General features: G+C 57.0%; 22 protein-coding genes. 3 read left to right on the top strand and 19 right to left on the bottom strand.

The window, feature by feature from the left end:
• Window positions 1–19: 19 nt before the first annotated feature.
• From IEN85_RS01915 to IEN85_RS01875, 8 genes are all read right to left on the bottom strand, one after another.
• The gene (locus IEN85_RS01915) at window positions 20–577 is read right to left on the bottom strand and encodes an RsmD family RNA methyltransferase (RefSeq protein WP_191615382.1); all 558 of its coding nucleotides are present in this window, start codon (window positions 575–577) and stop codon (window positions 20–22) included.
• Window positions 578–753: 176 nt separating this feature from the next.
• Window positions 754–4,446 carry a TonB-dependent receptor plug domain-containing protein gene (locus IEN85_RS01910; protein WP_191615381.1) on the bottom strand — a complete coding sequence of 1,231 codons (3,693 nt, stop codon included), beginning with the start codon at window positions 4,444–4,446 and terminating at the stop codon, window positions 754–756.
• Between the two features lie 483 nt (window positions 4,447–4,929).
• A complete protein-coding gene (locus IEN85_RS01905; protein ID WP_191615380.1) occupies window positions 4,930–5,664 on the bottom strand; it encodes a MotA/TolQ/ExbB proton channel family protein in 735 nt (244 codons plus the stop codon).
• Between the two features lie 38 nt (window positions 5,665–5,702).
• Window positions 5,703–6,443, bottom strand: coding sequence for a hypothetical protein (locus IEN85_RS01900; RefSeq protein ID WP_191615379.1), 741 nt, complete (start codon window positions 6,441–6,443; stop codon window positions 5,703–5,705).
• A complete protein-coding gene (locus tag IEN85_RS01895) occupies window positions 6,440–9,235 on the bottom strand; it encodes a tetratricopeptide repeat protein (protein ID WP_191615378.1) in 2,796 nt (931 codons plus the stop codon). Before IEN85_RS01895 ends, IEN85_RS01900 begins: the two co-directional genes overlap by 4 nt.
• Window positions 9,201–10,067 carry an HDOD domain-containing protein gene (locus IEN85_RS01890; RefSeq protein ID WP_191615377.1) on the bottom strand — a complete coding sequence of 289 codons (867 nt, stop codon included), beginning with the start codon at window positions 10,065–10,067 and terminating at the stop codon, window positions 9,201–9,203. Before IEN85_RS01890 ends, IEN85_RS01895 begins: the two co-directional genes overlap by 35 nt.
• Window positions 10,068–10,224: 157 nt before the next feature.
• Window positions 10,225–12,201, bottom strand: a complete 1,977-nt coding sequence (locus IEN85_RS24300) for a sodium:solute symporter family transporter (protein ID WP_224772400.1) — start codon at window positions 12,199–12,201, stop codon at window positions 10,225–10,227.
• A 203-nt stretch (window positions 12,202–12,404) separates the two neighbouring features.
• Complete coding sequence (locus IEN85_RS01875) at window positions 12,405–13,190, bottom strand: AAA family ATPase (protein ID WP_224772399.1); 786 nt, start codon at window positions 13,188–13,190, stop codon at window positions 12,405–12,407.
• Window positions 13,191–13,334: 144 nt separating this feature from the next.
• Between IEN85_RS01875 and IEN85_RS01870 the strand changes: the two genes are divergently transcribed.
• Entirely contained in the window at window positions 13,335–15,398 is a 2,064-nt protein-coding gene (locus IEN85_RS01870; RefSeq protein WP_191615376.1) for a M3 family metallopeptidase, read from the top strand.
• A gap of 48 nt (window positions 15,399–15,446) precedes the next feature.
• Here the strand turns inward: IEN85_RS01870 and IEN85_RS01865 are convergent, their stop codons facing one another.
• The 11 genes from IEN85_RS01865 to IEN85_RS01815 form a co-directional block, all read right to left on the bottom strand.
• Window positions 15,447–15,797 carry a DUF2200 domain-containing protein gene (locus tag IEN85_RS01865; protein WP_191615375.1) on the bottom strand — a complete coding sequence of 117 codons (351 nt, stop codon included), beginning with the start codon at window positions 15,795–15,797 and terminating at the stop codon, window positions 15,447–15,449.
• 336 nt (window positions 15,798–16,133) lie between these two features.
• On the bottom strand, window positions 16,134–16,607 hold the full coding sequence (locus IEN85_RS01860) for a hypothetical protein (protein WP_191615374.1): 474 nt from the start codon (window positions 16,605–16,607) through the stop codon (window positions 16,134–16,136).
• A gap of 534 nt (window positions 16,608–17,141) precedes the next feature.
• Window positions 17,142–17,639 (bottom strand): hypothetical protein, encoded by a 498-nt coding sequence (locus tag IEN85_RS01855; protein WP_191615373.1) that lies wholly within the window; start codon window positions 17,637–17,639, stop codon window positions 17,142–17,144.
• 71 nt (window positions 17,640–17,710) lie between these two features.
• Complete coding sequence (locus tag IEN85_RS01850; RefSeq protein ID WP_191615372.1) at window positions 17,711–18,259, bottom strand: MOSC domain-containing protein; 549 nt, start codon at window positions 18,257–18,259, stop codon at window positions 17,711–17,713.
• A 102-nt stretch (window positions 18,260–18,361) separates the two neighbouring features.
• Window positions 18,362–18,625, bottom strand: a complete 264-nt coding sequence (locus tag IEN85_RS01845; RefSeq protein WP_191615370.1) for a hypothetical protein — start codon at window positions 18,623–18,625, stop codon at window positions 18,362–18,364.
• A 64-nt stretch (window positions 18,626–18,689) separates the two neighbouring features.
• Entirely contained in the window at window positions 18,690–18,896 is a 207-nt protein-coding gene (locus tag IEN85_RS01840; RefSeq protein ID WP_191615369.1) for a hypothetical protein, read from the bottom strand.
• A gap of 84 nt (window positions 18,897–18,980) precedes the next feature.
• Entirely contained in the window at window positions 18,981–19,187 is a 207-nt protein-coding gene (locus IEN85_RS01835; protein ID WP_191615368.1) for a hypothetical protein, read from the bottom strand.
• A 283-nt stretch (window positions 19,188–19,470) separates the two neighbouring features.
• A complete protein-coding gene (locus IEN85_RS01830) occupies window positions 19,471–19,731 on the bottom strand; it encodes a type II toxin-antitoxin system RelE family toxin (protein WP_191615367.1) in 261 nt (86 codons plus the stop codon).
• The gene (locus IEN85_RS01825) at window positions 19,718–19,939 is read right to left on the bottom strand and encodes a ribbon-helix-helix domain-containing protein (RefSeq protein ID WP_191615366.1); all 222 of its coding nucleotides are present in this window, start codon (window positions 19,937–19,939) and stop codon (window positions 19,718–19,720) included. The genes IEN85_RS01830 and IEN85_RS01825 overlap by 14 nt, the downstream gene beginning before the upstream one ends.
• Window positions 19,940–20,004: 65 nt before the next feature.
• On the bottom strand, window positions 20,005–20,565 hold the full coding sequence (locus tag IEN85_RS01820) for a GNAT family N-acetyltransferase (RefSeq protein ID WP_191615365.1): 561 nt from the start codon (window positions 20,563–20,565) through the stop codon (window positions 20,005–20,007).
• A gap of 64 nt (window positions 20,566–20,629) precedes the next feature.
• Window positions 20,630–21,292, bottom strand: coding sequence for a hypothetical protein (locus tag IEN85_RS01815; RefSeq protein ID WP_191615364.1), 663 nt, complete (start codon window positions 21,290–21,292; stop codon window positions 20,630–20,632).
• A gap of 563 nt (window positions 21,293–21,855) precedes the next feature.
• Between IEN85_RS01815 and ltrA the strand changes: the two genes are divergently transcribed.
• The gene (gene ltrA, locus IEN85_RS01810; protein WP_191615363.1) at window positions 21,856–22,686 is read left to right on the top strand and encodes a group II intron reverse transcriptase/maturase; all 831 of its coding nucleotides are present in this window, start codon (window positions 21,856–21,858) and stop codon (window positions 22,684–22,686) included.
• A 55-nt stretch (window positions 22,687–22,741) separates the two neighbouring features.
• Window positions 22,742–23,036 (top strand): IS66 family insertion sequence element accessory protein TnpA (tnpA, locus tag IEN85_RS01805; RefSeq protein ID WP_191615361.1); only part of this gene is annotated, 295 nt, incomplete at its 3' end.

The raw sequence follows: 23,036 nt of genomic DNA, 5'->3' as shown, positions 1-23,036 counted from the left end.
ATCGCGACCAAGGTCGCTCCTAGGCGCGGCGGAGGAGGCAGGCGGTGGGTTGGTCGATGCCTTTGCCGAGGCGCTTTTTGAGGGTCCAGCCTTCGGCGGCGGGTTCGAAGTTTCCAGGGGCCTCGAAGACGACGAGTCCGTCGTGGGCGAGGCATTGGTCGAAGACGGGGAAGAGCTTGGGGGTGAGCTGCTCGAGCTGGTCGTAGGGCGGGTCGACGAAGATGAGGTCGAAAGGGGCGGCTCCGGCGGGGAGCTGGAACTTGGTGGCGTCGCTGGCGAGGATTTGCGTATCCAGTTTTTCCTGCATGCTTTTGGCTACGATGTCAGCGTTGGCCTTTATCATGGCGGTGGCGCGGGCGTTGAGCTCGACGAAGGTGCAGTGGGCGGCGCCGCGACTGAGGGCTTCGAGGCCGTAGGAGCCGGTGCCGGCGAAGAGGTCGAGGGCGCGTTGGTTTTCCACCCAGGCCGCGGCGCTGGAGAAAATGCCTTGGCGGAGCTTGTCCATGGCAGGGCGGTGCACCGCTTTCTGGTCGACGCGCAGGGTAACGCCACGGGCTTTTCCTCCGGAGATTCGCATGTGCTGGGAGAGAAAGGGTGATGGGGGAAAAGTGAAGTGTTTTCGTTTGGCTTGGGAATCGCGTGACGAGCATGCTCCTGCGGAATGGGGGTGAAAAACAAAAACGCCTCAGCTTTTGGCCGAGGCGTTTCCTTTGCATCCAGTCCGGATTTCTCCGGCCTACTACTGGAAAGCGATTACATGTCGAAGGAGACGTTCAGGATGAACTGGCGTGGATCGACGATACGGTAGGCGTTGGGCGAACCGTCGTAGTTGACGCCGACGGTCTGCAGGCCGCCGTCTTCGAAGGCGTTGACGATGTTGAGTTGAATCTTCATGTTGACTTCGTCCTTCATGATCTTGCGGGAGTATGAGGCCCAGAGATCGTAGTAGGTTTCGGCAGGCGTGAAGATCGGACGTGTGGTGTCCGAAATGTCGAGGTAGTCGGGGGAGATGGCTCCGCTCGACTTGCCGTAGTAGCCCATGATCGACTTGTCCTTCCAACGCATGCTGCCGCCGACTGCTACTCCCTTGAGCTTGTCGCCGAGGAACTTGTAGTTGGTGATCAACGACGCGGAGTACTTGCTTTGGCCGGGAGACACTTGACCGTCGAGGTCCTTCGCGAGCGAGGCTTGCGGCACCACGACCGCATTGAAGTAGTCGAGGGCAGTGTTGATCGGGTCCGCATCGGTGATGCGGATCTGAGTCGCGTAGCCGTAGCTCTGCAGGAAGTTGGTCAGGTTGACGTTTGGTTCCGCCTCGGGATCGTTCCCTGGAGTCGAGTAGGTCACGAGGTTTTGGTACTGTGGCAGCAAGTAGTCGGCTGCTCTCGCGGATTCCCAGACGGGGTAGCGGTGGGCGAGCCATGCGTCGTACTCCTTCAGCACGTTGTAGTAGCGTGTTTCGGATTTGGCGCCGGTCAGCTTGATGTTCCAGTTGCGGGTTGGATTGTAGGTGAGCTGTAGCTCGGTGCCTTCAGCCTTGGCGGAACGGGTTGCCGCGATGGATCCGGGGAGTTGCTCGTAGTAGCGATAGTCTTGGCCCCAGATTACGCTGGTTGCCGCTTGGATGGAGTCCTCTTCGGCTGGGGTGAGATCTTCGCCAAAGCCGTCGAGACGGGGGTCGTGACCCGCGTTGATGAGGGCGATGGTGCGAGCCCACGCGCGGAATGTGTTTGTATCCAAATTGCTGTTCAAGCGGCTAAGAGGTGTACCGCCGTTGGTACGCTCGTTGTCGTTGGTCGACTCGTACTTGCTGATGCGAGCGAAGAGCTTGTTCTCGAAAAGGGAGAACTGGATACCGTAGTCCTTACCTTCTCCTTCAGGAAGGGGAAGGATGGTGCCGAACACGTCGATGTTGGTAGTGGTCGGCGGATTGAAGGTGTCGGACCTGTTGTAGCTGAAGCCCAAGGTGTCGATGAACTCGTAGAACAGGTTCCCTTCGCGGGCCTTGTCCTGGAACTTGCGGAAGTTGCTGAGCGGCTTCACGACGACGCCTGTGGTGGCGGTGTCGGCTTCTTCCTCGCTCCACGCGGAGAGGCGTTGGAAAACGGTTTCCGTCTGGTAGACGCCGTTGATCCAGCGCTCTGGATTGGTCATGGACTCGTAGAGAACATTGCCGTCGAGGTCTGAGATTTGGTTGGGCGACGAGAAGCGGTTCTTAGCTACGTCGTTGCGGAAGCCATAGGTCGCGATGATGCGATCGTCCCAGAGGTAGCTGGTGCCGCCGAGGTTGTAGGAGGTGATCTCTGTCTGCGAACGGTTGGTCGAGGCGGAGTGGTCCTTGAAGGTGTGGGTCATGGAGATGTTTTCCCATGACTCGTTACCGAAGTTGTAGGCGGTGAGGGGACCGGTGTACTGCGTGTAGTCGATGGCTCCCGCAGTGCTGGTCACGGTGCCGTAGGGATCGCCGGGTTGGGCGAGGTAATACGTGCGACGGGTGCTGCCGCCTTCGTTTCTCCAGCCGGTTGGGGTGCCGTCCGCGTTGTTGTTCTCGTTGGCGAGGTAGCGGATGGTGCCGTTGGCAACTTCGTCGCCGCCGGTGAAGTTCAAACGTTGGCGTATGAAGTCTCTGGATACTTCCTCCTTTGAGCCGTAGGCGAGGAACTGGTGGCGACCGAGCCACTTGGCCCAGCCGTCGCGCTCGGTGAAGTCAGGCGTGTAGGCGAGAGCGGCGCGGTATTGGTCGCTGGTGATGCGATTGACGAAGCGATCCGGATCGAAGTCTTCCACGTAGGGAAGGCCAAAGTAGGGGTTTGGCGCTCCGGTGGGCAGCGTAAGGTTGGTGTCGACAAAGAGAGTGGCGACGTTCAGCTGCGAAACGGTGTAGCTGGCGAGCGAGTCGAAGTCTTGGCGGAAGAACCCTGCGGTGAGGAAGAGGTCGTCCGTGATCTTTTGTTCGAGCTCGAGGTTATAGGTTTCGTTTTCGTCCTCGCCGAAGTTCATGGAGAGGATGTTGACCGAAGTGTAGTCGTAAATGGAAGTGTCGGTTACGCCCGGGTAGCGGTAGCTGCCGATGTCGCCGCCGGTTTGCGAGTAGTTGGCCGAAGTGGTCCAGAACTGGTTGTAAGCGGCCGCGGTATCCAAGTCCGACTGAATGCTAGCGACGGATGGGATGAGGCTTTGGTTCGCCGCTGGATTGGTAGCGGTGCCCCAACCGGCGCGGTACTGGCCGGGAGCGGCTTGGAACCAGTTGACGACTTGGCTGTTGGCCACCTGCATGGTAGGACGGCCGTTGGCGATGCCGAGACCAGGCACGTAGAGCGCCGAGTCGGGGTTGGTGAGGGCTTGGCCACCTGAGATACTGACGCCATTGTAGGTGGTTTGGGCGCTGTTCCACTTGCTGGCATCGTAGCCAGGCTGGGCCATGATGTAGGCCCGTACGTCGTCGATGTAGGGAGAGTCGCTACGGCCGACGAAGGGGCCAACGACTTGGTTGGTGTCGAGGATTCTGACGGTTTGGCTGCTGGGATCGTAAGCGGGGCGACCGGCTTCTACCCACTCGGAGACGTAGTCGCGCGGCGTGAGGGTATTGGGACGGTTGTTCTTGTTGCGGAAGCTTTCGAAGCTGGCCTTGATGCGGGTGTCGCCGAATGGCTTGTAGGTCAGGGCGACGTATTCGCGACGGGTGTCGTCGTAGGACGGCTTGCGTTCGAACTCCTTGTCGTCGTGGAGGGCGGCAAAGAAGAGGGCGAGCTTGTCCTCGAGTAGGGGTTGGTTCGTGGATACGCTGAAACGCTTGGATCCGTTTTGGTCAAAGCGGAACTTCACGGAGGTCGACTTGGTGTCGAGCACCGCGCTGGAGCGGCTTTGGTTGACGAAGCCAGCGGGGCTGCCGATGCCGAAGAGCATAGAGCTCGGGCCGCGGCTTACTTCGACTGACTGAACGTTGTAGGTGTCGAGCGGGACGTTGCGGATGGCGCGGTAGAAGTTGATCGAAGCGTCGGGGATGCCGATACCGCGCACACGGTTAGCGATCGCGTTGGTTTGTGGTTGCCCGTCGCCGCCGTGGGTGTAGCCGGCGTTGACGTCGACCACGCCGTCGTTACGCAGCGACTGGACTGAAGGCGTGTAGGTGCCGGACCCTTCAGTGCTGGCTTCGTAGCGGAACAGGTCGTTCACGTCGAGGGAAGCGGTGTCCTCCATCTGCTGCTTGGTGATTACGGAGATCGAGGCAGCGAGGTCAGCTACGTTGGTGTTGAGGCGGGAGCCTGCGAGGGTGTTTTGTTGGCGATAGCCGATGTCGTCCTTGGAGGCGGACACCTCGAAGGGGGAGAGCTCGAAGATTTCTTCAGACTCGTCTTGTCCCTGGAGGCTTGCCGCTCCGACGGTAAGCGCAAGGGCTAGCAGCCATTTCGCTTGGGAATTTTGGGTTTGATATTGGTTTTTCATATCTAGGTGTTGTGATGAAAGGGTGTTTGTAGTGGAATTATGGACACAAAGAGACACCGCTCCTCCCTTGGAGGGGAGGTATGAAGGTGGCGACACGTGCAATTTGGGTACACGGGTGCGCGGAAGTTTGCTCTAATCGAGTCGTTCGCTCGCAGTCGTGATTCTCGCTAGCCGCAGCCGTCTAAAAGGCGGACCAAACGTAAAATACAGATATCTAAAGACAGATGGTTGGGTGTGTAACAAACGGGGAACCGCCGAGTGGAATGAAACCTGCGATTTTCATCCTTCGGCGCCGCTGAAAATTATTGGGGGTATCGCACCGTTGGACAATTAAATCGAAATCTGACAGTACGCAATGGGCCGTCAGCGTTATATCAAAAGATACGTCCTGATGCGACCGAAGGTAAGTTCCTCTTATAGAGTCGGAGCGAACGCGAGTGAGCGCTGCTCGGTCGGGGGATCGATTCCCGCGCCTGACGTTTTTCAAGCGGTGTGGACCTGCTTTTCTCGGCCTTGCATTTCCGGCGGAAGGCTGTCGATGAGGGCGTTTGTTTGTCGGGTGGTTTCCGTGATGGCGTTTTGCAGGCGGTTGTTGAAAACGGAGTGGGCGATCATGGCAGGGATTCCGATGCAGAGTCCTGTTGCGGTGGTTATGAGCGCCTCGCCGATATCGCCGGCGAAAAGCTCGGGCCTGCCCATGCCGCCGGTCGCCATGGTTTGGAAACCTCCGATCATGCCGCTTACGGTGCCCAGCAAGCCAATCATCGGGGATACGTTCGCCACGACGCTGAGGTAGTGTATCCATTGGGCTATGGAGCTCTCTTCGGAGGAGAGCGCGGCGCCCATCTCGGTCTCGAAAGATTCGAGTTCGCTCGGGGAACTGGCTGACTTGAGTTTAGGTAGGGCGCTGGTGAGGGCTCGGCCGAGGGTCGTTTGAGATCCTAGCGCGAGTTGCTGGGCGCTTGGGACGTTTCCTGTTTCGAAAGCGGTGCGGAGGTCATTGAGGAGGCTTGGCGGGGCAAAGTTCTTGGGGCGCGTTTCTCGGTAGCAGTGAATAGCGATGTAGATGAGGGCGAGCGAGCATGCGGCTAGCGGGTACATGGCCCAACCGCCTTGTTGAATCATGGACCAGAGCGAGGAGCTGCTCTCTGGACCCTCGGCGTGAAGGTGAGTCGTTGCGAGCAAGAAGGAGAGTGGGGCTAGGGTACGCTTTTTCATAGGGAGTGGGAGTTGGGTCCTTTTTTTTGGGGGCGGGATTATTGAGGCGGGTGGAGTGGATCGAAATGGAAGGGCTGTGTGGGTCGGGGAAAATCGGATTGGTAGGCTAAAGAGTGTTCGGCGTATCCAAGGTTCTGATATGCTTGAGAGGCGATGGCTCTGAGGGCTGCAAGGTCGCTGCTCGAACGATGCTGTGCGTGGGCAAGGGGAGTGAGGCTGGTCCAAAGGGCGGCCTCGAAGTCTCCCTTTTCCAGTTGGTGTTGGGCTTGTATCTGCCAAGGCAGGGGATGGTCGACGGGAGGAGGGGAGAGGGCCAGCCATCGTTGGGCGTGGACGAGGGCTTCGTCGGAGAGGCCGGCAGCGGCCGCGCTTCGCACGAGAGTCACTCGATAATGCGAATCCAAGCTGGGATGGCGGTTTTTCGGGTGCCAAAGCTTGGCGTAGGAAAGGGCTGAAAGAGCATCTCCTGCGTCCAGAAGCTGCGACAGGTAGCGAGGGAGCAGGCGAGCGTCTTCAAGGGATAGGAGCGAGATGAACTTGGCTCTTTTGAGCGCTTGAGATTCCAGTGAGGCTTGCGGATCGGAAAACGAGAGCGACTCGATGCGGTCGGGTCCGAGGCGTCTTATGGCTTCGCCCTCGGTATCTGGAAGTCGCAACATCACGAAGCTCGCTTGTAGGTCGAGGAGTTCGCCTTCGATCGCTTCTCCGGTGGAGAGGGTAACGGTGTCGGCAAGCGCAACTGCGGGAAACGCCAGTAAAGTGAAAAGCAACTTGGTCATAGGGCAGCTGGTTTCGCTGTGGCGGGAAGCTCGACTGCGGTTCGCTCAAACCGGTCTTGCACATCCTGGTAGCTTGGGTGCTTTTGCATATCGTTTTGGGCGAGGAACTCGGATGCGACTTGCTGGGCGTCCTCGAAGCGTTTGTCTGATTCCAAAATTTGGATACATTTCAAGTAGGCTTCCGCGACTTGGTCGGTTTCGCCCCTGTAGAGCGTGAAGATTCTTTGATAGTAGGCGTACGCTTCCTGGTTTCTGCCGTTTTGCTGGGCCACATGGCCGAGGGCTTGCAGGGCTTTTGCCTTGTGGCTTGGTTTTGCTTGTGGGTCGATGAGGATAGCGCTCGCTGTTTTTTCTGCACTGAGGTGTTGCTCGAGCATTGTTTCGAGATCGAGTTTCAGGGAGAGGGTATCGATGTCGTCTTCGGGAACTTGCAGCAGGTAGGCGAGAGCTTCCTGGAAAGAGCTTCGGTTTCTGTGGTGCTGGGCAAGTCCTAGGAGGGCTTTGCTCGTGTAGTAGGATTCTGGATATGTTTGAAGGATCCTGAAAAAGTATGGGGGCGCTTCGAGGGACTCTATTTCGTTCAAGGCGAAGCCTGCCTCGGCGAGGGCCTCAGGCGGCAGGTCTTCGATTTTGAAGCGGGATGCGAGCTGGAGGGCTTTGAGTTTGGCGGGGGTCTGCTCTCCTGCAGCTCGGTGGGCGTGTATGGCGGCTACGAGGATGCGACTGGCAAGAGGGCTCGGCGCTTCGGGAAGTTCTGGCGGGGACTCGAGTTGATGTATCAGCTCAACGATTCCTTTGGCCTGTGGATTGTTTCCGTAATTGTTTACAGCCTTGGCGAGTTCCTCTTGAGCAACGTGGATAGGAAGGCATTGGGCGAGAAGTTGGGTGTAGGCACCGATGTGCAGGGGAGAGACTGCTTGTTTACTGCGGTATGCTGTAAGGAGGCGGCGAGCTTGCTCGTTTCGGTTCGTGTACAGGAGTAGCTCGCAGCGTTTTTCGAGAGCGAGGAACTCGAGCTCGGCGTCGTCGGTCTCGACGGCCGCGTAGGCAGCGATGGCTGCGTCAACCTTGTTTTGCTCGGACAAGATATCTCCTTGCAGAAAATAGAGGTCGGCCTCGCGAGGGTGCAGCTTGTAGTTTTCCAGCCAAGTTTCGGAGAGCGTGTAGGCTCGCTCGAGCTCGCCGAGGGCGAAGTAGCAGGTTGCTTCCCGGAAAAGGGCTTCGGGATGGAGGAAGCGGGCCTGCGGGTTCTGTTGAATTGCGACGAAGCTGGCGATGGCTTTTTCGAGTTGGTTTGTAGTGAAGTGGCAAATACCGGTCCAGATCAGCGCTTGCTGGGCTACAGGGGTGTCGGGCGCGGCACCTTGGCACTCTTGGAAAGCGGCTATCGCGAGGAGGGAGTCCTTGAGCCTGAAATAGCAGTAGCCTTGGTAGTAGTGGGCGGCTGCTGCGATGTCGGGAGCTGGCTCCCTTTCGACGAGGGCTCGCAGGGACTGTATGGCTTCTGAGTAATTCTCTTGCTCGATTTGCGAGAGGGCGATCCAGAGCAGTATTTGGGGGATGTCTTTGTCTTCTGGATACGCGCTCAAGAAGGATTGGGCAATCCGGGCCGCCTGGTTCCAGGCTCGCATGGACCGGGCGTTGGAGATCCACTCCAGGTGTGCCTCGCGAGCGAGCGGGTTTTGGCTGATGGCGATTGGCTGAAGAAGGATCCATGCTTCGAGAGGGCGGTTCAAGCGAGCGAAGCAGCGAGCTTTGCGCAGGTCGATGCCAGGACCGTAGTCGGGGGAGTCCCGAAGCGTTTCCAACTGGAACTGGAGTTGCTGAATGGATTGGCGGAATTGCTCGCTCCACATGCTTTGCTCGGTACGGAGGGCGGGGGCGAGATTTCGGTACCTTTCTTGTAGCTGATTGATGCGGCGTTCCTGGGCGTCAATCAGCAATGCTTTTGGTGACACGAGGCGGTAGGCCTCCAGAGCTTCGCTTGGGTTTTCGTCGATAAGCTGGTCGGCTACTTGGGTTGCCAGAAAGGTGAGGGTGGCAAGCTCCGGCATGGAGGTCTCGGGCCAAGTTGTATTGAGAAGGTGGATGCGCGCTTCCTCGACGTTTTCGCTTTCAAGTTGAAGTTGGATGAGGCGAAGACGGGCGTAGGTCGCGAGTCGCTGCGAGTTGGGCGCGGCGACGACTTCTTGCAGGATTTCGATCGCTCTGGTCGGCTCGGAGAGTTGAGCTTCGCGCAGGGAGGCCAGATCGCGGAAGGGCGATTTGCCTGCCAGCTTTCTCAGTTCCGCGAAGGCTTGGCGTGCCTCCGCGGTTTGCTCGTTCAGGAGCAAGCTGGAAGCAAGTGTGTAGCGGGCGAAGATTTGGGAGTCTTGCTCGGCCGCGTAGTTTTCTAGGTAGCTTTCGAGGGCGACGATGGCCTCGCTCTGCAAGTTGGCCTTATGGGAGGCGAAGCCGGCAAGGGGGAGGATTTTGGCGGGGAGTTCTCCTTCGAGCCAAATCGGTTCTGCAGCGTAGTTGTGGCGAATGGAATTGAAGGCATGCGCGGCATGATGGAAGTCGCCGCGAACGAGGGCTTGGCTACCTGCGTCGATGAGTTCGGGTAGGGTACGGTATTCGATTTCCTGCGACGCGGAGAGGGATACGCACAGGCATGTACATGCGATGGCTCGTCTCGCTTTTTGGAGGCGAGCGCGGCGTATCGATTTTTTGGGTGCGCGAGGGCTAGGGTAACGGAGTTGGGAAGTGCGAGGCGGTTTAGAGGAGCATCGCGAGTTGGTTCTTGCGATCATTGATCTCGAAGCGTGAATCGTCGAGCAGTGAAGTAAGATCGAGAGCGTCGAGGCCGAGTTCCTTGCAGGCACGCTTGATGTGCTCTGGGGTGGTGGCGTCGGGGTCGTAGCCGCCTAGCTGGTCGGCGAACCAGATGGCGAGGGAAAGGATGCTGGTCTCCCGCAGGTGGGAGTGGGCGTGCAGGGGGCTGTTCTGGTTCTTGATGGGTTGCCAGATTGTCGTTTCGAACTTCCAGTTGTTGAGCACTTCGGCGCCGACGCGGTAGTGGCTGAGTCCGAGAAGTTCCTGCTCCACCTCGATCAAGGGGCGTTCCTCGAGGTGTTCGGTGATATCGAAGGCTTTTTCGATGCGCTCGAGGTAGAGGTTGATGGCGAGCTTTCCGACTTGGTGGAGCAAGCCCGTGATGTAGGGAGCGTTGGTTTCGAAGCCCGCCCGGTTGGCGATGACCTCCGAGATGATTGCCACTTCCAAGGAGCGGTCGGCGAAGGCGGTCGCGGTTTCGCCGTAGACGGGGAGGGCCTGGTAGAAGGCTTCCTTTTCCACCACCATCTTGAGGATGCTTCGCAGTTCGTTGAAGCCGATGCGGCTGATGGCGGTGCCGATTTCGTTGACCTTGATGGTGCCGGCGTAGGCGGCGCTGTTGGTGACGCGCAGCACTTGGGCGGCGAGGCCGGGGTCCATCTTTACCAGTGAGGAAATGTAGTCGAGCGAGGCGTCCTCGTTGTTGAGGAGTTGGTTCAGCCGAGTGTAGATCCGAGGAGAGGTCGGAAGGCTCGCTGCGTGCTCGATGAGCAGCTCTAGATTGATCTTTTCGTTCGGTTTACTGGACATGCGTACGATGCGACTCGTTGGACAGTGTCCAAGAAAAGGGGCCCTGCAAGGGCGAGCGAGTAAAATCGCCCTGCGAGTCTAGGGAGATAGGCATGAAAAGAGCCCAGTCCTCGGGGAACTGGGCTCTCGAAAAGGAGGCAAAGGGCCGGGCCGCTCCTTACCAGAAGACGACGTAAAGGGCGATGGTAGCGGCGACTACCACGCCGCCCCAGAACTTCGCTATCGGAGAGGTCTCGAGGGCGATCTCCTTGTTTTCCGGCATCACTACCTTTTGCTTCAAGGGGCTCGCTAGGGTAAGGATAGCGCCTACGGCGATCACGATGAAGAAGCAGATGGCCATGCGGTCGAGGAAGGCCATGGAGTCGGCGTACCACCAGCCGTTGCTGACCATCCACGGGCCGATCAGCCACTTGAAGGACGCGTAGGCCACCACGTTGGTCCCGATGCCCACCGCTCCGAAGTAGCGAGGGGTGCGGGGGGAGAAGAAGCCGAAGATGAAAACGGCCAAAATGCCCGGCGAAATGAAGCCTTGGAACTCTTGGATGTAGGCGAAGATGCTGCCGAAGTTGTCCAGCTTGGGAGCGACGAAGCCAGCGAGGATTACGAAGGCCACCACGAAGAATCGCCCGACCTTGACCAGCTTTTCCGGATCGTTTTGCCCGGTGAACTTGGAGTACAGGTCCATGGTGGCGATGGTGGAGGCGGAGTTGAGCATGGAAGCCAGGGAGCTGATCACGGCGCCGCAGAGGGCCGCGAGCACGAACCAGGAGATCCATGGGTAGGGCCGCACCAGATTGCGCACCAGCACCGGGAAGGCGGAATCGTAGTCGTAGCCGACCAGCTTGTTGGCGGTCTCCACGAGTGGGTCCGCTGCGGCGGCCTTGGCTGCGAGGGAGTTGATGCTGGCTGCCAACTCCTGGGAGCCGAGGCTGGAGGGAAGGGCTGCCATTTCGCCGGCGAGGGAGGCGTTGCGGGCGAAGACCTTCGCAGCCAGATCCGGCTGCAAGTCCACGAAGGACTCGTCCACTTCGAAGACGACCTGCTCGCTGGCGGCCTCCACGTTGCGCAGGTTGCGTTCCGCGGCGGATTCGTGCAGGTCGCCGCTGAAGAGGTTAAAGGCGAGGATGCCGGGAATCACCACCACGAAGGGGATGATCAGTTTCAGGAAGGCGGCGAACACGATACCCTTTTGGCCTTCCGCCAGGGACTTCGAGCCGAGGGTTCGCTGCACGATGTACTGGTTGAGGCCCCAATAGAAAAAGTTGGGGATCCAAAGTCCGATCAGGAGAGCGGTCCATGGGATGTCGGTGTCCTCCTTGGGGCGGATCATGTGCACCTTGCCGCCCGAGCCGTTGGGCCCGTTTTGGGCGACAGCCTCGCCGTCGACCCCGTCGTTGAGCAGCATGAAGCGCTCCCAGCCTCCGGCTCCTTCCAAGTCGGCCACGGTGGCCTCGGAGTTTTGCACCTTGGTGAGGATGAGCTCCTCAGCGGGCTTCTGCTCGAGCAGGTTGAAGGCGAAGACCATGACGACCACGCCGCCGAGCACCAGGGCCACGCCCCAGACGAGGTCGGTCCAGGCGCAAGCCTTCAGGCCGCCGATAAAGACGTAGACCGCTGCGAAGGCAGCGATGAGCCAGCACATGGCGGTCAAGCTATTGATGACGGGTACGTCGTTGTAGTACTCGGAGACGAACTTGGCTCCGGAGAAGATAACCGAGGAGGTGGTTACGAAAACGAGGGTGACGATCGCGGGGATGGCCATGGCCAAGCGGGCTACCCCGTCGAAGCGGTACTCCAGGAATTCGGGAATGGTGTAGAGGCCTGCCTTGAGGAACTTGGGAAGGAACCAGAACGCCACCACCACCAAGGTGAGGGCGGCCATCCACTCGTAGGAGGCGATGGCCATGCCCAGCCAGTTGGCCGAGGAACCGGACATGCCCACGAATTGCTCGGTGGAGATGTTGGCGGCGATCAGCGAGAAGCCGACCAGCCACCAGGTAAGCCCGCGACCGGCCAGGAAGTAGTCGCTGGCGTTGCTGCCGCCTTCGTGCTCGGGCGTACGGCTTTTCCAAATACCGAGGGCGATGACGCCGACCACGGCGACGATGAAGAGAGTTACTTCGAGGAGTAGCATACTTTTACGGGATTATATGAATCAGAATCAGGGGAAGCTGAGAGGTGTATTGTCCAAAATTACGACGGTCAATCATTCGCTGGGCAGGCTCTGCTGTATCAGTTAAAGAAGCGATGGTTTCCTGTTTTAATCGTTGAATAGCAGCTTCTTGTTGCCGGATCCCCCTTTTGGGGGAGCGAGGGCGCTGGCGGGTGGTTTCGAGCTCAGTCCTCTTGGGTAAGCTGCCGCCAGTAGCGTTCGGGAGCTTGCAGGAAATTCCGGGTGAAGGAAACGTGCTCGAGCTGCTCGTAGGAAACCGTTTCCAAGCCGAACTCGTCGAACCTCCAGATCTCGGCCTGCGGGACGCTGAGGATGATGGGGGAGTGGCTGGCGATGATGAATTGGCAGCCTTGCTGGGCCATCTCGAAAATGAAGAGGGCGAAGGCCAGCTGGCGCTGCGGGGAGAGGGCGGCCTCTGGTTCGTCGATCAGGTAAAGTCCGCCAGGGTGGACGCGCGATTTGGCGAACTCGAGGAAGCCTTCGCCGTGGGAGAAGTCGTTGAGGTCGCGGCCGTAGCGAGCGTTGATGGCTCGCTTGTTGCCCTCCATGTAGCCGCGCACGCGAGCGTCGTCCTTGAAGTGCTCGATATAGCCGTCGAAGGTTTTTTCCATCTCCTTGTTGCGGCGGATGAAGTTGAAGAAGTCCTCGGCCCGCAGGAAAAAGCCCTTGCCGGTGCGCTTGCTCCAGCCGAGGCGGAGCGATTGGGCGAGAGGGCGGATTTCCGCGAGGGTGGGGTCTTGGTCGAGGGCGGAGTCGCCCACGCTAATCCGTTTGGAGGCGATGGCGATGGACTCGAGCAAGCTGGACTTGCCGCTGCCGTTCTCGCCGACGAGGAAGAGGATGCTGGAGGTGATTTCCCGTTCCACGAGGCTTGCCACGAAAGGTAGCGAGAAAGGGAAGGCGGAATCGTCGCTTGGAGTGGGGCAGTGGATACGCTTCAGATGCGGCATAGTGGTAATGGCAGGGCGCGGCGCTAGTCTTGGTTCAGCGAAGGGCACAGAGTGGTGTCCTAGGAATCGCGACACAAGGTCGCTTCCTACAAATCGGCGCTTCGCGGTTGAATTGGCAGAGGCGATTCGTAGCGTGCAGGCCACATGAATTCAAACACCCACCCTTTTCACAGCCCCGCCAAACTGGTCGACTGGTCGACCCTGACTCCCGACAAAATCGCCGCAGACATCGAAGCTGCCCTTGCCGAAGCGCAAGCGGAGATCGACGCGATTTGCGCGGTAGCTCCGGAAGAGGCGACGTTCGAAAACACCTTTTTGGCCCTCGAGTCGGCCGGCGAGACCTTGAGCCGAGCTTGGGGGCGGGTGGATCACTTGACATCGGTCAAGGACAGCGAAGCCCTGCGGGAGGCCCATCGAGCCATGCTGCCGAAGGTGACCGAATACTCCTCCCGCATCCCGCTCAACGCGGCGCTTTGGTCTGCCTTGAAAAGCTTCGCGGAAAAGCCCGAAGCCGCTCAGCTCACCGGAATTCAGAAGCGTTACTTCGATGAAACCCTTGCAGACTTCAAGCAAGCTGGCGCCGACTTGCCCCAGGAGAAGAAAACGCGCTTGGAGGCCCTGAACCAGGAGCTCGCCCAAAAGACCAAGAGCTTTTCCGACAACGTGCTCGACTCCACCAACGCCTACGAGCTGCTCATCGACGACGAGAGCCGCCTCGCTGGCTTGCCCGATTCCGCCAAAGCGGCCGCTCGCCAGAGCGCCAAGTCCAAGGGGCATGGCACCGACGAAAAGCCTGTATGGAGATTTACACTACAAGCTCCCTCCTTTTTCCCGGTTCTGAAGTACGCGGACGATGCGGAGCTGCGTAAGACGATTCACCAGGAGGCGGCCAAGATCGGCTTCAAGGACAAGTGGGACAATACGGAGCTGATTCGAGAAATCCTGAAGCTGCGCCAAGAAAAGGCGGAACTGCTCGGCAAGAAGAACTTCGCGGACCAAGTGCTGCAGCGTCGCATGGCGAAGTCCGGCGACTCCGCCCTTTCGTTTACCGACGATCTCTACCGCAAGTGTAAGGAAGCCTTCGAGGCTGAGTTCGACGAGCTCGAAGCCTTCGTTGCCGAAAAGACGGGACAAGCCAAGGACCATCTGGAGCCTTGGGACGTTAGCTACTGGTCCGAGAAGCTGCGTTTGGAGAAGTACGACTTCGACGACGAGGCCCTGCGTCCTTATTTCCCGATCGACGGGGTGCTGGATGGGATGTTCCGCATCGCGGAGCGTATATTCGGTTTGCGGATACAAAATCACGAAGGACCAGAGAATAGCTGGCATCCTGATGTAAAGCTCTACGATCTTTACGATGCGGGAGGGGAGTTGCTCGGCTACTTTTACGCGGACTGGCACCCGCGCGAAGAAAAGCGCGGCGGCGCTTGGATGAACTATTTGGATACAGGCGCTCCGCAGGCGGACGGCAGCCGTTCGCCGCATGTGGGATTGATCACGGGCAATATGACGGAGCCGGTCGACGGTAAGCCAGCCTTGCTCTTGCACAACGAGGTCGAGACCGTGTTTCACGAATTTGGGCACCTCTTGCACCACCTCTTGGGGCAGGTCGACATCAAGTCGCTCAATGGGGTGAACGTGGCTTGGGACTTCGTAGAGCTGCCCTCGCAGATCATGGAGAACTGGTGTTGGAATCGCGAGAGCCTAAACCAGTTTGCCCGTCACTACGAAACCGGCGAGCCCATCCCGCAGGACCTGTTCGACAAGATGGTGGCAGCTCGCAATTTCCAGAGCGCGTCCTTCACGATGCGACAGCTTAGCCTCGGCAAGATGGACCTTGAGCTGCACGTGAATCCAGAAAACTACTACGAGGGCGATTTGGATGGGAAGATCCGCGAAGCGATCTCGGGCTACTTGGCCAAGCTCAAGACAACGCCCAAGAGCATGGTTCGCCGCTTTGGCCACCTCTTCTCGAGCCCGGTCGGCTACGCCGCTGGGTACTACTCCTACAAGTGGGCGGAGGTGCTCGACGCGGACGCGTTTACGCGCTTCGAGAAGGAAGGGATCTTCAACGAGGAAACCGGACGCGCCTTCCGCGATTGCATTCTTTCCAAGGGCAACTCCGAGGATCCGGCCAAGCTCTTCAAAGACTTCATGGGCCGCGACCCGGACCCGCAAGCATTGCTCGCGCGCTGCGGTTTGGCTTAGGCTTTATGGCTTTTCCTGTCCCCGTTCGGAGTACTGGCGGGGACGGCTTCAGCTGCGTAGAATTTTCGACATGGGCCGCCCCTTGGCCAGCTCGTCGACAAGCTTGTCGAGGTAGCGGATTTCTCGCATGGTCGGGTCTTCGATCGCTTCGATGCGTACCCCGCAAATGGTGCCTTTAATCGCCTCCCTCAAGGGGTTGAGGGCGGGAGCTAGGTCGAAGAAGGTTTGGAAGTCGGTGCCGTTCTCAAGGATGGCTTCCAACTGCTTCTGGCTGTAGCCGGTCAGCCAACGGATAATTTCGTCCACTTCCTCTTTGCTGCGGCTTTTTCTCTCCGCTTTGGCAACGTAGTGTGGGTAGACGCTAGAAAAGCTTGTAGTGAAAATGCGGTGACCAGCCATCTTTGGAAGCGTTGGAGTGGGAGCCAGTACTTGTGGCTCCGGCTTGATCGAGAGTCAAGGTAGCTAGATCGAAAGGAGACAGGACTTCTGCTTGTTAATTTTAATGGATCCCTCCGAGATGTGGATCAGCCCCGCTTGTTGGGCGGCGAGGAGGACTACTTGAAGCCCAGGCGAAGACAGTTCCCAGTCCTGCGCTCTTTGCTTCATCTTTTCGCTAAGCTCGGAAACCGAGAGGGAATCTCCCTTGTGCTTTGCTAGTTTGAAGAGCAAGGCTGATCACAAGAGGATACCGACGAGAGGGAAAAGCATGGATTCGAACATTTTGGCAGGATCTCTCTATAGGGGTTCGGTCGAGGGTTTGGCGGCTCCTCGCGTTTCATAGAGTTCGCGGACGGAGTCCCGAAGCAGCAGGATGAAGGTGAAGATTCCAAGGGCTGTACCGAAAGGGAACTGAAGGACGTTGAGGGCGCCGACGACCAGCGAGAAGGTTCTGTTTTTTCGCTTCTTGATGAAGATTCCGGACAGGAGGTTCCCAACGCCGCCCACTACGATGGCGCCGCCGAAGAAAAGGTAGAACCACTTGAAGAGGGCAAAGAATTCTTCGGGTGGCGGCAGGTTGTTGTTCGTATCAGCCTTGGTCCACATCTCTGGATTGGACATCACGGTGTTCATGATGAGGTAGTGGGCCAACATGAATAGCAGGCCGATGAGGGACAGCCCTGCCAGTACCAAGTGGAAGATACCGAGGAGGCGGAGTTGGTCTTGGTCAACCTTGCGTTGATCGCGAAGCAGGGGTGGCAGTTCGTTCATGGAGTTTGGGAGAAGTGGGGTGCTGGGGGCTGGATTCGTAGGGGCGAGCTAGAAGGAAACGTTCAAGAGGCTGATCGCTCGATTTCGCGCATCGTATTGCCAGCCTAGCTTCGTTGTAACGCGTTTTCCCACATGCTCGTAGAGTAGGCCGCCGTCTTTCCAGGTGAAGGGCTGGTCGTGAAGGCTTTCGTACCGTTCGTGTTCGAAGACGAAATGCTCCGTCTCGGCCTTCGCTTTAACGGGCTTAAGTACGAAGGTTTCGATATCTTCCTCCTTGGGCGGCAGCTTGACCTTCTGCCTCGGGCTTGGGCTTGGGCTTGGCAGGGCTTCGTCGGCGCTAGGCGTGGAGACGTCGTTAGGCGTGTTTGCGAAGCTGTGGGTGGCGGCAAATTGGATCAGGGCGAGGGTAACAAGGCTTGGCTTTATTTTTCGGATTAGGGGTGTCTTATTTCAGGGTTGGTTTGATGTAGTGAAAATACAACTACGAGAGTGCTGCCATTTGTAGAGGTCGCTATCTTGGCAAGCGTTCGCATATCATCTTGATCTCTTGGGAGGCGCGAAAAAGAGAAAGAGGTACAAGCCAATGTTCACAAGGGGAACCAAGAATAGCAGCAGCATCAAGGGGTGGAGACCGGCGTTGCGGGCTCGAGGCACGTGGATGCAGCCGATCTTGTATAGGACAGCTATTAACAGAAAAAAGAGGGAGAGTTCTTCTCGCAGCTCGCGGGAGTCCGGTAGCGCCAAGACTATCCCGATCATCCCCGCGGTGAAAACGACCAGCCAAGATGACCACCTGAGAAAGAACTGTTTTCGGTTCAGCAATCTAGGCATTAACCAAGTGCCCTTTGTTCGGTGCGGCGGGCGATTCGAAGTTGAGCGTTCGAAGTCCGCGAGCATTTGACTGTTGATTTTTCGCTTTTCTAGTTCGCTCCGGATGAGATCGATGGCTGCCTTCTCGTATTGCTTGCGCTCGTGGGTCGCCGCGCGGGCGAGCCGGTCGTTGGTCCAATTTTCGTAGGCCGTAGAGTGCATGTTTCGACGCTTCCTGTCCGTTTGCTGCGAGATCTATTGCGGTCCGATAACAGTTGGAAGATCAGCGGAGGCTACCATTTTTCGATCGTGTCGTGCTTGCGCACGAGCCCGTCCTCAACGACGCGCACGTAGATTCCTCGTAGGTGCAGCTTCTTTCCCTCTTCCGAGTTGATGTAGGCAAGGGCTTCGGAGCCGAAGCGTTCCGCGAACTTTTTGCATCCGTTGTGAGGGATGCTGGTGACCTCGACGGTCGCTGCGCCGATTCGCAAGCGCTCTCCCGGCTGCAGGTTCTCCTCGCTGAGGTCGAAGTCGACGCAAAGGTTGTCGCCTGCCAAGGCCCGTCGCTCCTCGTCCTGTTCGATGACCTGGAGCACTCGATAGTTCATTACGGAGATTTGCACATCGGGATGAGGCGATCCATCCGGCAGCGACTTCCAGCAGCCTCTGGCCCAGTGGTCTCCATCGGTGCCGCTCTTCGCCGAGAGCAGGCAGGAGTCCAAGATTTTTCGCTCGTTGGTTGCGGGGCGGGCAACGATCATCTTCACCGTTCCGCTTTGCTTAGGAGCGTCGAGGATATATTCAATCTGCTCTTCGAATTGAGATGTTGTGACGTGATTCATGCGTTTTTCTGGAAGCAAGGCTTAGGTTTTAGGCGTGGTCATTTCGAAGGCGCTTAAAGACTGCCTCGCGATGATAGATCGTATCCGCTTTTCAGTAGAGAGCTATCGTTTCACGAGAGGTAGTTTCAATTGAACGTAACAAATCCCGATGAAGGCGAGGGGCCAGGCAACCCCTTTGATGACGATGGAATCCATCGGCCAGCTAGCGAAGGCAACGATGAAGAAGGGAAGGTAGTACCAAATAGCGCTTGAGGGCACTCCTATTTTCTTGCCGCAGTTTTCGCAGTTCGCAGCGTTCGCGGGGCCAAGTGTGAGTTTTCTGGAAACGCTCAATCCTGGCTCGTTGCAGTGAGGACAGTTTTGCATTTGTCTTACGGCGATCGGCGCTGGCTGGAGTGCGGGGCAGGAAAGAATGGGGCGTTATCCTGATCTACTGAATGCCCAGCTGTTCCTTTATCTTTCTTAGGTCTTCCAGCACGTCTTTGTTAGTTTGGGCGAACAGGTAGAACATGACGAAGGCGTTTACGAATGGGATGAGGGCAGGCAGTATCAGGATCATGCTTTTCCCCTTTTTGTTTATAAGGTAGATGACCATTCCAAGGATGATTGCCGTGTAGATCATCAGCGGAAGGAACATGAGGACTCCTCCTGGGGGTGGTGTTTGTGTGGTATCCATATTTTACTGCGTTTCGGGCGTACTTCCGGTTTACATAATCTGCTATCAAAGGTGGGCTAGGCTCCAGACGAGCGCATTGCCTCTTCTCTCTTTTCTTTCCAGTCCAATATCCAGTTCCATTCGGGCAATCCATTCCGGACAGGGCCGATCGTAAGGTAGATCCAAGGTATCCTTTATCTCCTTCCATGTCTTTCCACTTTGGGAGCGAATCAACTCTTGGTGTATTGAATCTCTGAATTCGATGTACTTCATTTCGCGTAGACAGCGGAAGCTGGTTCCTAGTGCTTATGCGTGTCGATTCTGCCGGATGCCCGTTTTGTCAAAGCTCCTCCGTTTCGTAACGTTTCAATCGCTTCGCGAGTCTGCGATCAGAAATGGCGTCAAAGATAACGTCCGAAAAGTTTCGCAAATTAGTAGAGGTGCTGACTATTAGATACCTTTAACCAATAACGAAAAAACGAATACGCCACTGCCTGAAGGCTCAGCTACCTTTTTGCGAAAGATTCCGGACACTAAAAGGTCCCTTTATTGTTCTCTATCTTTTATATGCTTCTTTTCGATGTGCTACCCTTACAACTACAACGGTGATCACTTCATCGTAGATTTGGTAGAGGACCCGATAGTCACCATGTCTGATCCTGTACTTTTCCTCTCCTGAGAGCTTCTTGGACTGAGGAGGTCGTGGATCTTCGGACAACGCCTGAATCTTCTCAATGATCCTATCTCTGTCTTTCTTCTGGATCTTTTCTAGTTCCTCTGCGGCCGACCTTTTGATCTCGATCTTATAGTCGGCCATCGCTCTTCAAGCTCTTCAGGAAAGTCTCGAAATCCATGGTCGGTTCGCTTTCTCGATCCCTAAACGCTTGGAGATCATCAAGATCTTCGGACAAAGATTCCCTGATCGCTTGGTTGACCAAGTCGGATACCGATGAGGAAGCTTCGGCGGCTTTCAGTTTCAATGCCTTGTGCAGGTCATCTTCGAAGTAGACGGTTACTCGTTTCATGGGGTATTGCTAGCGTTATAGCGCTAAAACGTCAATTCTTCATTTTTTGAGAGAACGTCGAGGCCTCACGCGGAGGGGGGCGCGCCCCTCGGAGTTGTGAGCACCGACTTGATATGCTCTTCTTTTTTTATGGAGTAGATCTCAACAGGGACCTGATCCTTGAACATCGAGTCCTTCTCGTGATTCATGCCATTCTTCTTTGCGACTCGAATGGATGCCTTGTTTTCAGACTCGATGATCGATATCAGACGAGGAAAGCCGAGCTCATGAAATCCATAATTCTGTATGGAAAGAGCAACTTCCGTCCCTAAACCTTTATTCCAAAATTCAGGGTGAAGGCGATAGCCTAGCTCGACCTCGTCGCATCCATCTATTTTTTGGTCGTAGAATCCGCAGTAGCCGATAATTTTCTTGGTCTCTTTTAGCGTGACGGCGAATAGACCGTATCCTTTTAGTTCATACCGTCCCAAGCACCAATCGACGAATTCTTGGCATTTCTTTCTGTCGTATGGTCCGCTTAACGAGAAACGCATAACTTCCGAATTTCCTAGGAACGATAGAGCCCCTTCGACGTCGTCAGGTTTGAACCAACGCAAGATGGTTCTGTTTGTCTCAATCGTTTTCATTGTTCTGCATCGCCGAGTACAGGCGGCGAGCGCTTGCGCTCGTTGCCTGATACGACTTGTTGGGTCATTTTGATTTTCTCGGAACTGTTTGCAAAACCTCATCTGCATCTATGGGAGTTGGTACTCGTGGCATAGTGAATACACTCTCATCCAGTTTTTTTTCTTCCATCCTAATTAGCGTTAGTTTGCCTGAATCGCTCCCAAAGACGTATTCGACGTAGTTTGGAATGTTTTGGGGTAAGTCGTGTTCCTGGGTAATTGCTCGGAATAGATCATGAAACTCGAGGAAGCAGGAAGTAGGAGTTGCTTCATCGTACTCAATCGTTGCTGTTAAAGATCCATCTCTTGAATTTATTACACACTTTCCGATTTGGTTGGTCGTTTCGAGTTCAAGCTCCGCTAGCTTTTTAGAAAAGAGGTCTTGAATTTCGGTGTAATCGCCTGACTGGATACTATACAACCCCTTCCACGCTATAGCTTTTGTTCCTTCGTTCAAATCAACCTGTAGCACAAAAGTTTTACCCTCTGGGTACTCTGCTTCTAGTCTGATTTTGGGGTGTTTAATATAAAACAGAGTTCGTTTCTTTTCTTCTCCAAGGAAGTTGCGTTGGACGTAGTCGTACTCTAGGATGCCCTGAAACTCGCTATTTGCAGTGAGGCACGGTGATTGCGTCCAAAGTGCACTTACCACGCAGGTCAGATATTTGATATTCTGTAGCCTTCTCATCCTTTTCTACCCAATCGCCGAGGTGTCACGATGGAGACAGCGGAGCTGCCGGAATTGTGACCACCGACTTGTGTGTGCCCGGCATGGGCACGTTGTAATTGGGTGAAAGTCCCATGTTCATGAACTGCATAAATACCTATGAAAGAACTAGATTATGGCAACTGCGGAATCGCGAGGTTTCGTGGGAAGGAAGCCTACGTCAAAGGTGCGGGCCTACGAACAGAAACGGGATATAAGGCCGGTATGGCGGGTGAGCTGGCACAACGCAGCGAAACCCTCAGTTCAGCCATGCAGGTAAATCCCGAGGTCGCGCATCGAAACAGCGTGCTCTTACCCGGGGAGGCCTCGTCCACGCGCGGTGTCGGTTTAGATCTACCGTCAAGACATCGCGGTTCGTCCAGCGATGGACGCATTGAGGGGCGAGGAGTCAGCCGAGGTCGTAGTAGTCGCGTGAAACGAGCCGGGAGTAGCTGCCGACGGATGATCCGTCCAGCGAAGGTGTCCGGATGGCTCACCCGCGGCGAAGGACCGAACCTAGGAGGCGGAAACGACCGGACGCGGCTATGAGCAATCATGCGACGCAGTCCGAGGAGAATGGAGTTCCGCAGAACGGTCTGCTGGAGCAGGTCTTGAGCGAATCCAACCTGAACGCGGCGTGGAAGCGCGTGCGATCGAACAAGGGGGCTCCGGGCGTCGACGGAATGTCGGTCGAGGACTTCCCCGCGTTCGCCCGCGAGCACATGCCGCGTCTGAAGGACCAGATCCGCGAAGGCCGCTACGCTCCGGCTGCAGTAAGAAGAGTCTGGATACCCAAGCCGAACGGAGAGGAGCGCCCCTTGGGCGTTCCCACCGTATTGGACCGGGTTATCCAGCAAGCCCTAGCCCAGGTTCTGGGTCCCGTCTTCGACGCGGACTTCAGCGACCGGAGCTACGGGTTCAGGACGGGGCGCCGGGCGATCGCCGCCGTCGAACGGGTAAGCCAATGCAGCAAGGATGGATACGGCTGGGGAGTGGAGTGCGACCTGAAGAGCTTCTTCGACGTCGTAAACCACGACCTGCTGATGCATCGCGTCGGCCTGAAGGTCCGCGACAAGCGCGTGCTGCGCTTGATCGGCAAATACCTTCGTGCGGGCGTGAGGCTGGAGGACGGGACCACCGAGAAGACTCCGAAAGGGGTTCCTCAAGGCGGCCCCTTGTCGCCCTTGCTGGCCAACATCATGCTGGATCCTCTCGATCGGATGATCGAGGGGACGGGGCTGCCGTCGGTTCGCTACGCGGACGACTTCCTCGTGATGGCGAGATCGAAAGCCAGAGCCCTTGAGGCCTTGGCCGAGATCCGCCGCTACGTGGAGTGCAAGCTCAAGCTATTGGTCAACGAGGACAAGACGCGGTAAGCGGTACAAATTCCGCCCCCTAGACGCTTGATTGTCGATCCGCTATTTTTCCTTCATGTCTACCGAACGAGGGAAACGATACACTGCAGAACAGAAGCAAGAGCTCTTGGAGCTCTTCCGCCAAAGCGGGATGAACGCGTCGCGCTTCTGCAAGGAGATGAACGTGAGCTATCCCACGCTCAGGCGCTGGCTCGGCCCGGAGTCGGCCAAGCCGGTCCAGTTCGTCGAGCTCGACGGAGCCGAACGGGGCGAAGGGAGCTTGAGCGTGGCCTTGCCAAACGGAATCTGGGCGGAGTTCCCGCTCTCCGCCGAGAGGTCCGTCGTCGCGGACTGGATACGGGAGCTGAAGG

The sequence above is a fragment of the Pelagicoccus enzymogenes genome, assembly GCF_014803405.1.
Lineage (GTDB): Bacteria > Verrucomicrobiota > Verrucomicrobiia > Opitutales > Opitutaceae > Pelagicoccus > Pelagicoccus enzymogenes.
This window is presented reverse-complemented; position numbering and strand designations above follow the sequence as displayed.

What these genes read in the sequence shown, in the direction of transcription:
- IEN85_RS01915 (WP_191615382.1), bottom strand. Translation starts at nt 577, where the DNA reads ATGCGAATCTCCGGAGGAAAAGCCCGTGGCGTTACCCTGCGCGTCGAC.
- IEN85_RS01910 (WP_191615381.1), bottom strand. Translation starts at nt 4,446, where the DNA reads ATGAAAAACCAATATCAAACCCAAAATTCCCAAGCGAAATGGCTGCTA.
- IEN85_RS01905 (WP_191615380.1), bottom strand. Translation starts at nt 5,664, where the DNA reads ATGAAAAAGCGTACCCTAGCCCCACTCTCCTTCTTGCTCGCAACGACT.
- IEN85_RS01900 (WP_191615379.1), bottom strand. Translation starts at nt 6,443, where the DNA reads ATGACCAAGTTGCTTTTCACTTTACTGGCGTTTCCCGCAGTTGCGCTT.
- IEN85_RS01895 (WP_191615378.1), bottom strand. Translation starts at nt 9,235, where the DNA reads ATGATCGCAAGAACCAACTCGCGATGCTCCTCTAAACCGCCTCGCACT.
- IEN85_RS01890 (WP_191615377.1), bottom strand. Translation starts at nt 10,067, where the DNA reads ATGTCCAGTAAACCGAACGAAAAGATCAATCTAGAGCTGCTCATCGAG.
- IEN85_RS24300 (WP_224772400.1), bottom strand. Translation starts at nt 12,201, where the DNA reads ATGCTACTCCTCGAAGTAACTCTCTTCATCGTCGCCGTGGTCGGCGTC.
- IEN85_RS01875 (WP_224772399.1), bottom strand. Translation starts at nt 13,190, where the DNA reads ATGCCGCATCTGAAGCGTATCCACTGCCCCACTCCAAGCGACGATTCC.
- IEN85_RS01870 (WP_191615376.1), top strand. Translation starts at nt 13,335, where the DNA reads ATGAATTCAAACACCCACCCTTTTCACAGCCCCGCCAAACTGGTCGAC.
- IEN85_RS01865 (WP_191615375.1), bottom strand. Translation starts at nt 15,797, where the DNA reads ATGGCTGGTCACCGCATTTTCACTACAAGCTTTTCTAGCGTCTACCCA.
- IEN85_RS01860 (WP_191615374.1), bottom strand. Translation starts at nt 16,607, where the DNA reads ATGAACGAACTGCCACCCCTGCTTCGCGATCAACGCAAGGTTGACCAA.
- IEN85_RS01855 (WP_191615373.1), bottom strand. Translation starts at nt 17,639, where the DNA reads ATGCACTCTACGGCCTACGAAAATTGGACCAACGACCGGCTCGCCCGC.
- IEN85_RS01850 (WP_191615372.1), bottom strand. Translation starts at nt 18,259, where the DNA reads ATGAATCACGTCACAACATCTCAATTCGAAGAGCAGATTGAATATATC.
- IEN85_RS01845 (WP_191615370.1), bottom strand. Translation starts at nt 18,625, where the DNA reads ATGCAAAACTGTCCTCACTGCAACGAGCCAGGATTGAGCGTTTCCAGA.
- IEN85_RS01840 (WP_191615369.1), bottom strand. Translation starts at nt 18,896, where the DNA reads ATGTTCCTTCCGCTGATGATCTACACGGCAATCATCCTTGGAATGGTC.
- IEN85_RS01835 (WP_191615368.1), bottom strand. Translation starts at nt 19,187, where the DNA reads ATGAAGTACATCGAATTCAGAGATTCAATACACCAAGAGTTGATTCGC.
- IEN85_RS01830 (WP_191615367.1), bottom strand. Translation starts at nt 19,731, where the DNA reads ATGGCCGACTATAAGATCGAGATCAAAAGGTCGGCCGCAGAGGAACTA.
- IEN85_RS01825 (WP_191615366.1), bottom strand. Translation starts at nt 19,939, where the DNA reads ATGAAACGAGTAACCGTCTACTTCGAAGATGACCTGCACAAGGCATTG.
- IEN85_RS01820 (WP_191615365.1), bottom strand. Translation starts at nt 20,565, where the DNA reads ATGAAAACGATTGAGACAAACAGAACCATCTTGCGTTGGTTCAAACCT.
- IEN85_RS01815 (WP_191615364.1), bottom strand. Translation starts at nt 21,292, where the DNA reads ATGAGAAGGCTACAGAATATCAAATATCTGACCTGCGTGGTAAGTGCA.
- ltrA (WP_191615363.1), top strand. Translation starts at nt 21,856, where the DNA reads ATGAGCAATCATGCGACGCAGTCCGAGGAGAATGGAGTTCCGCAGAAC.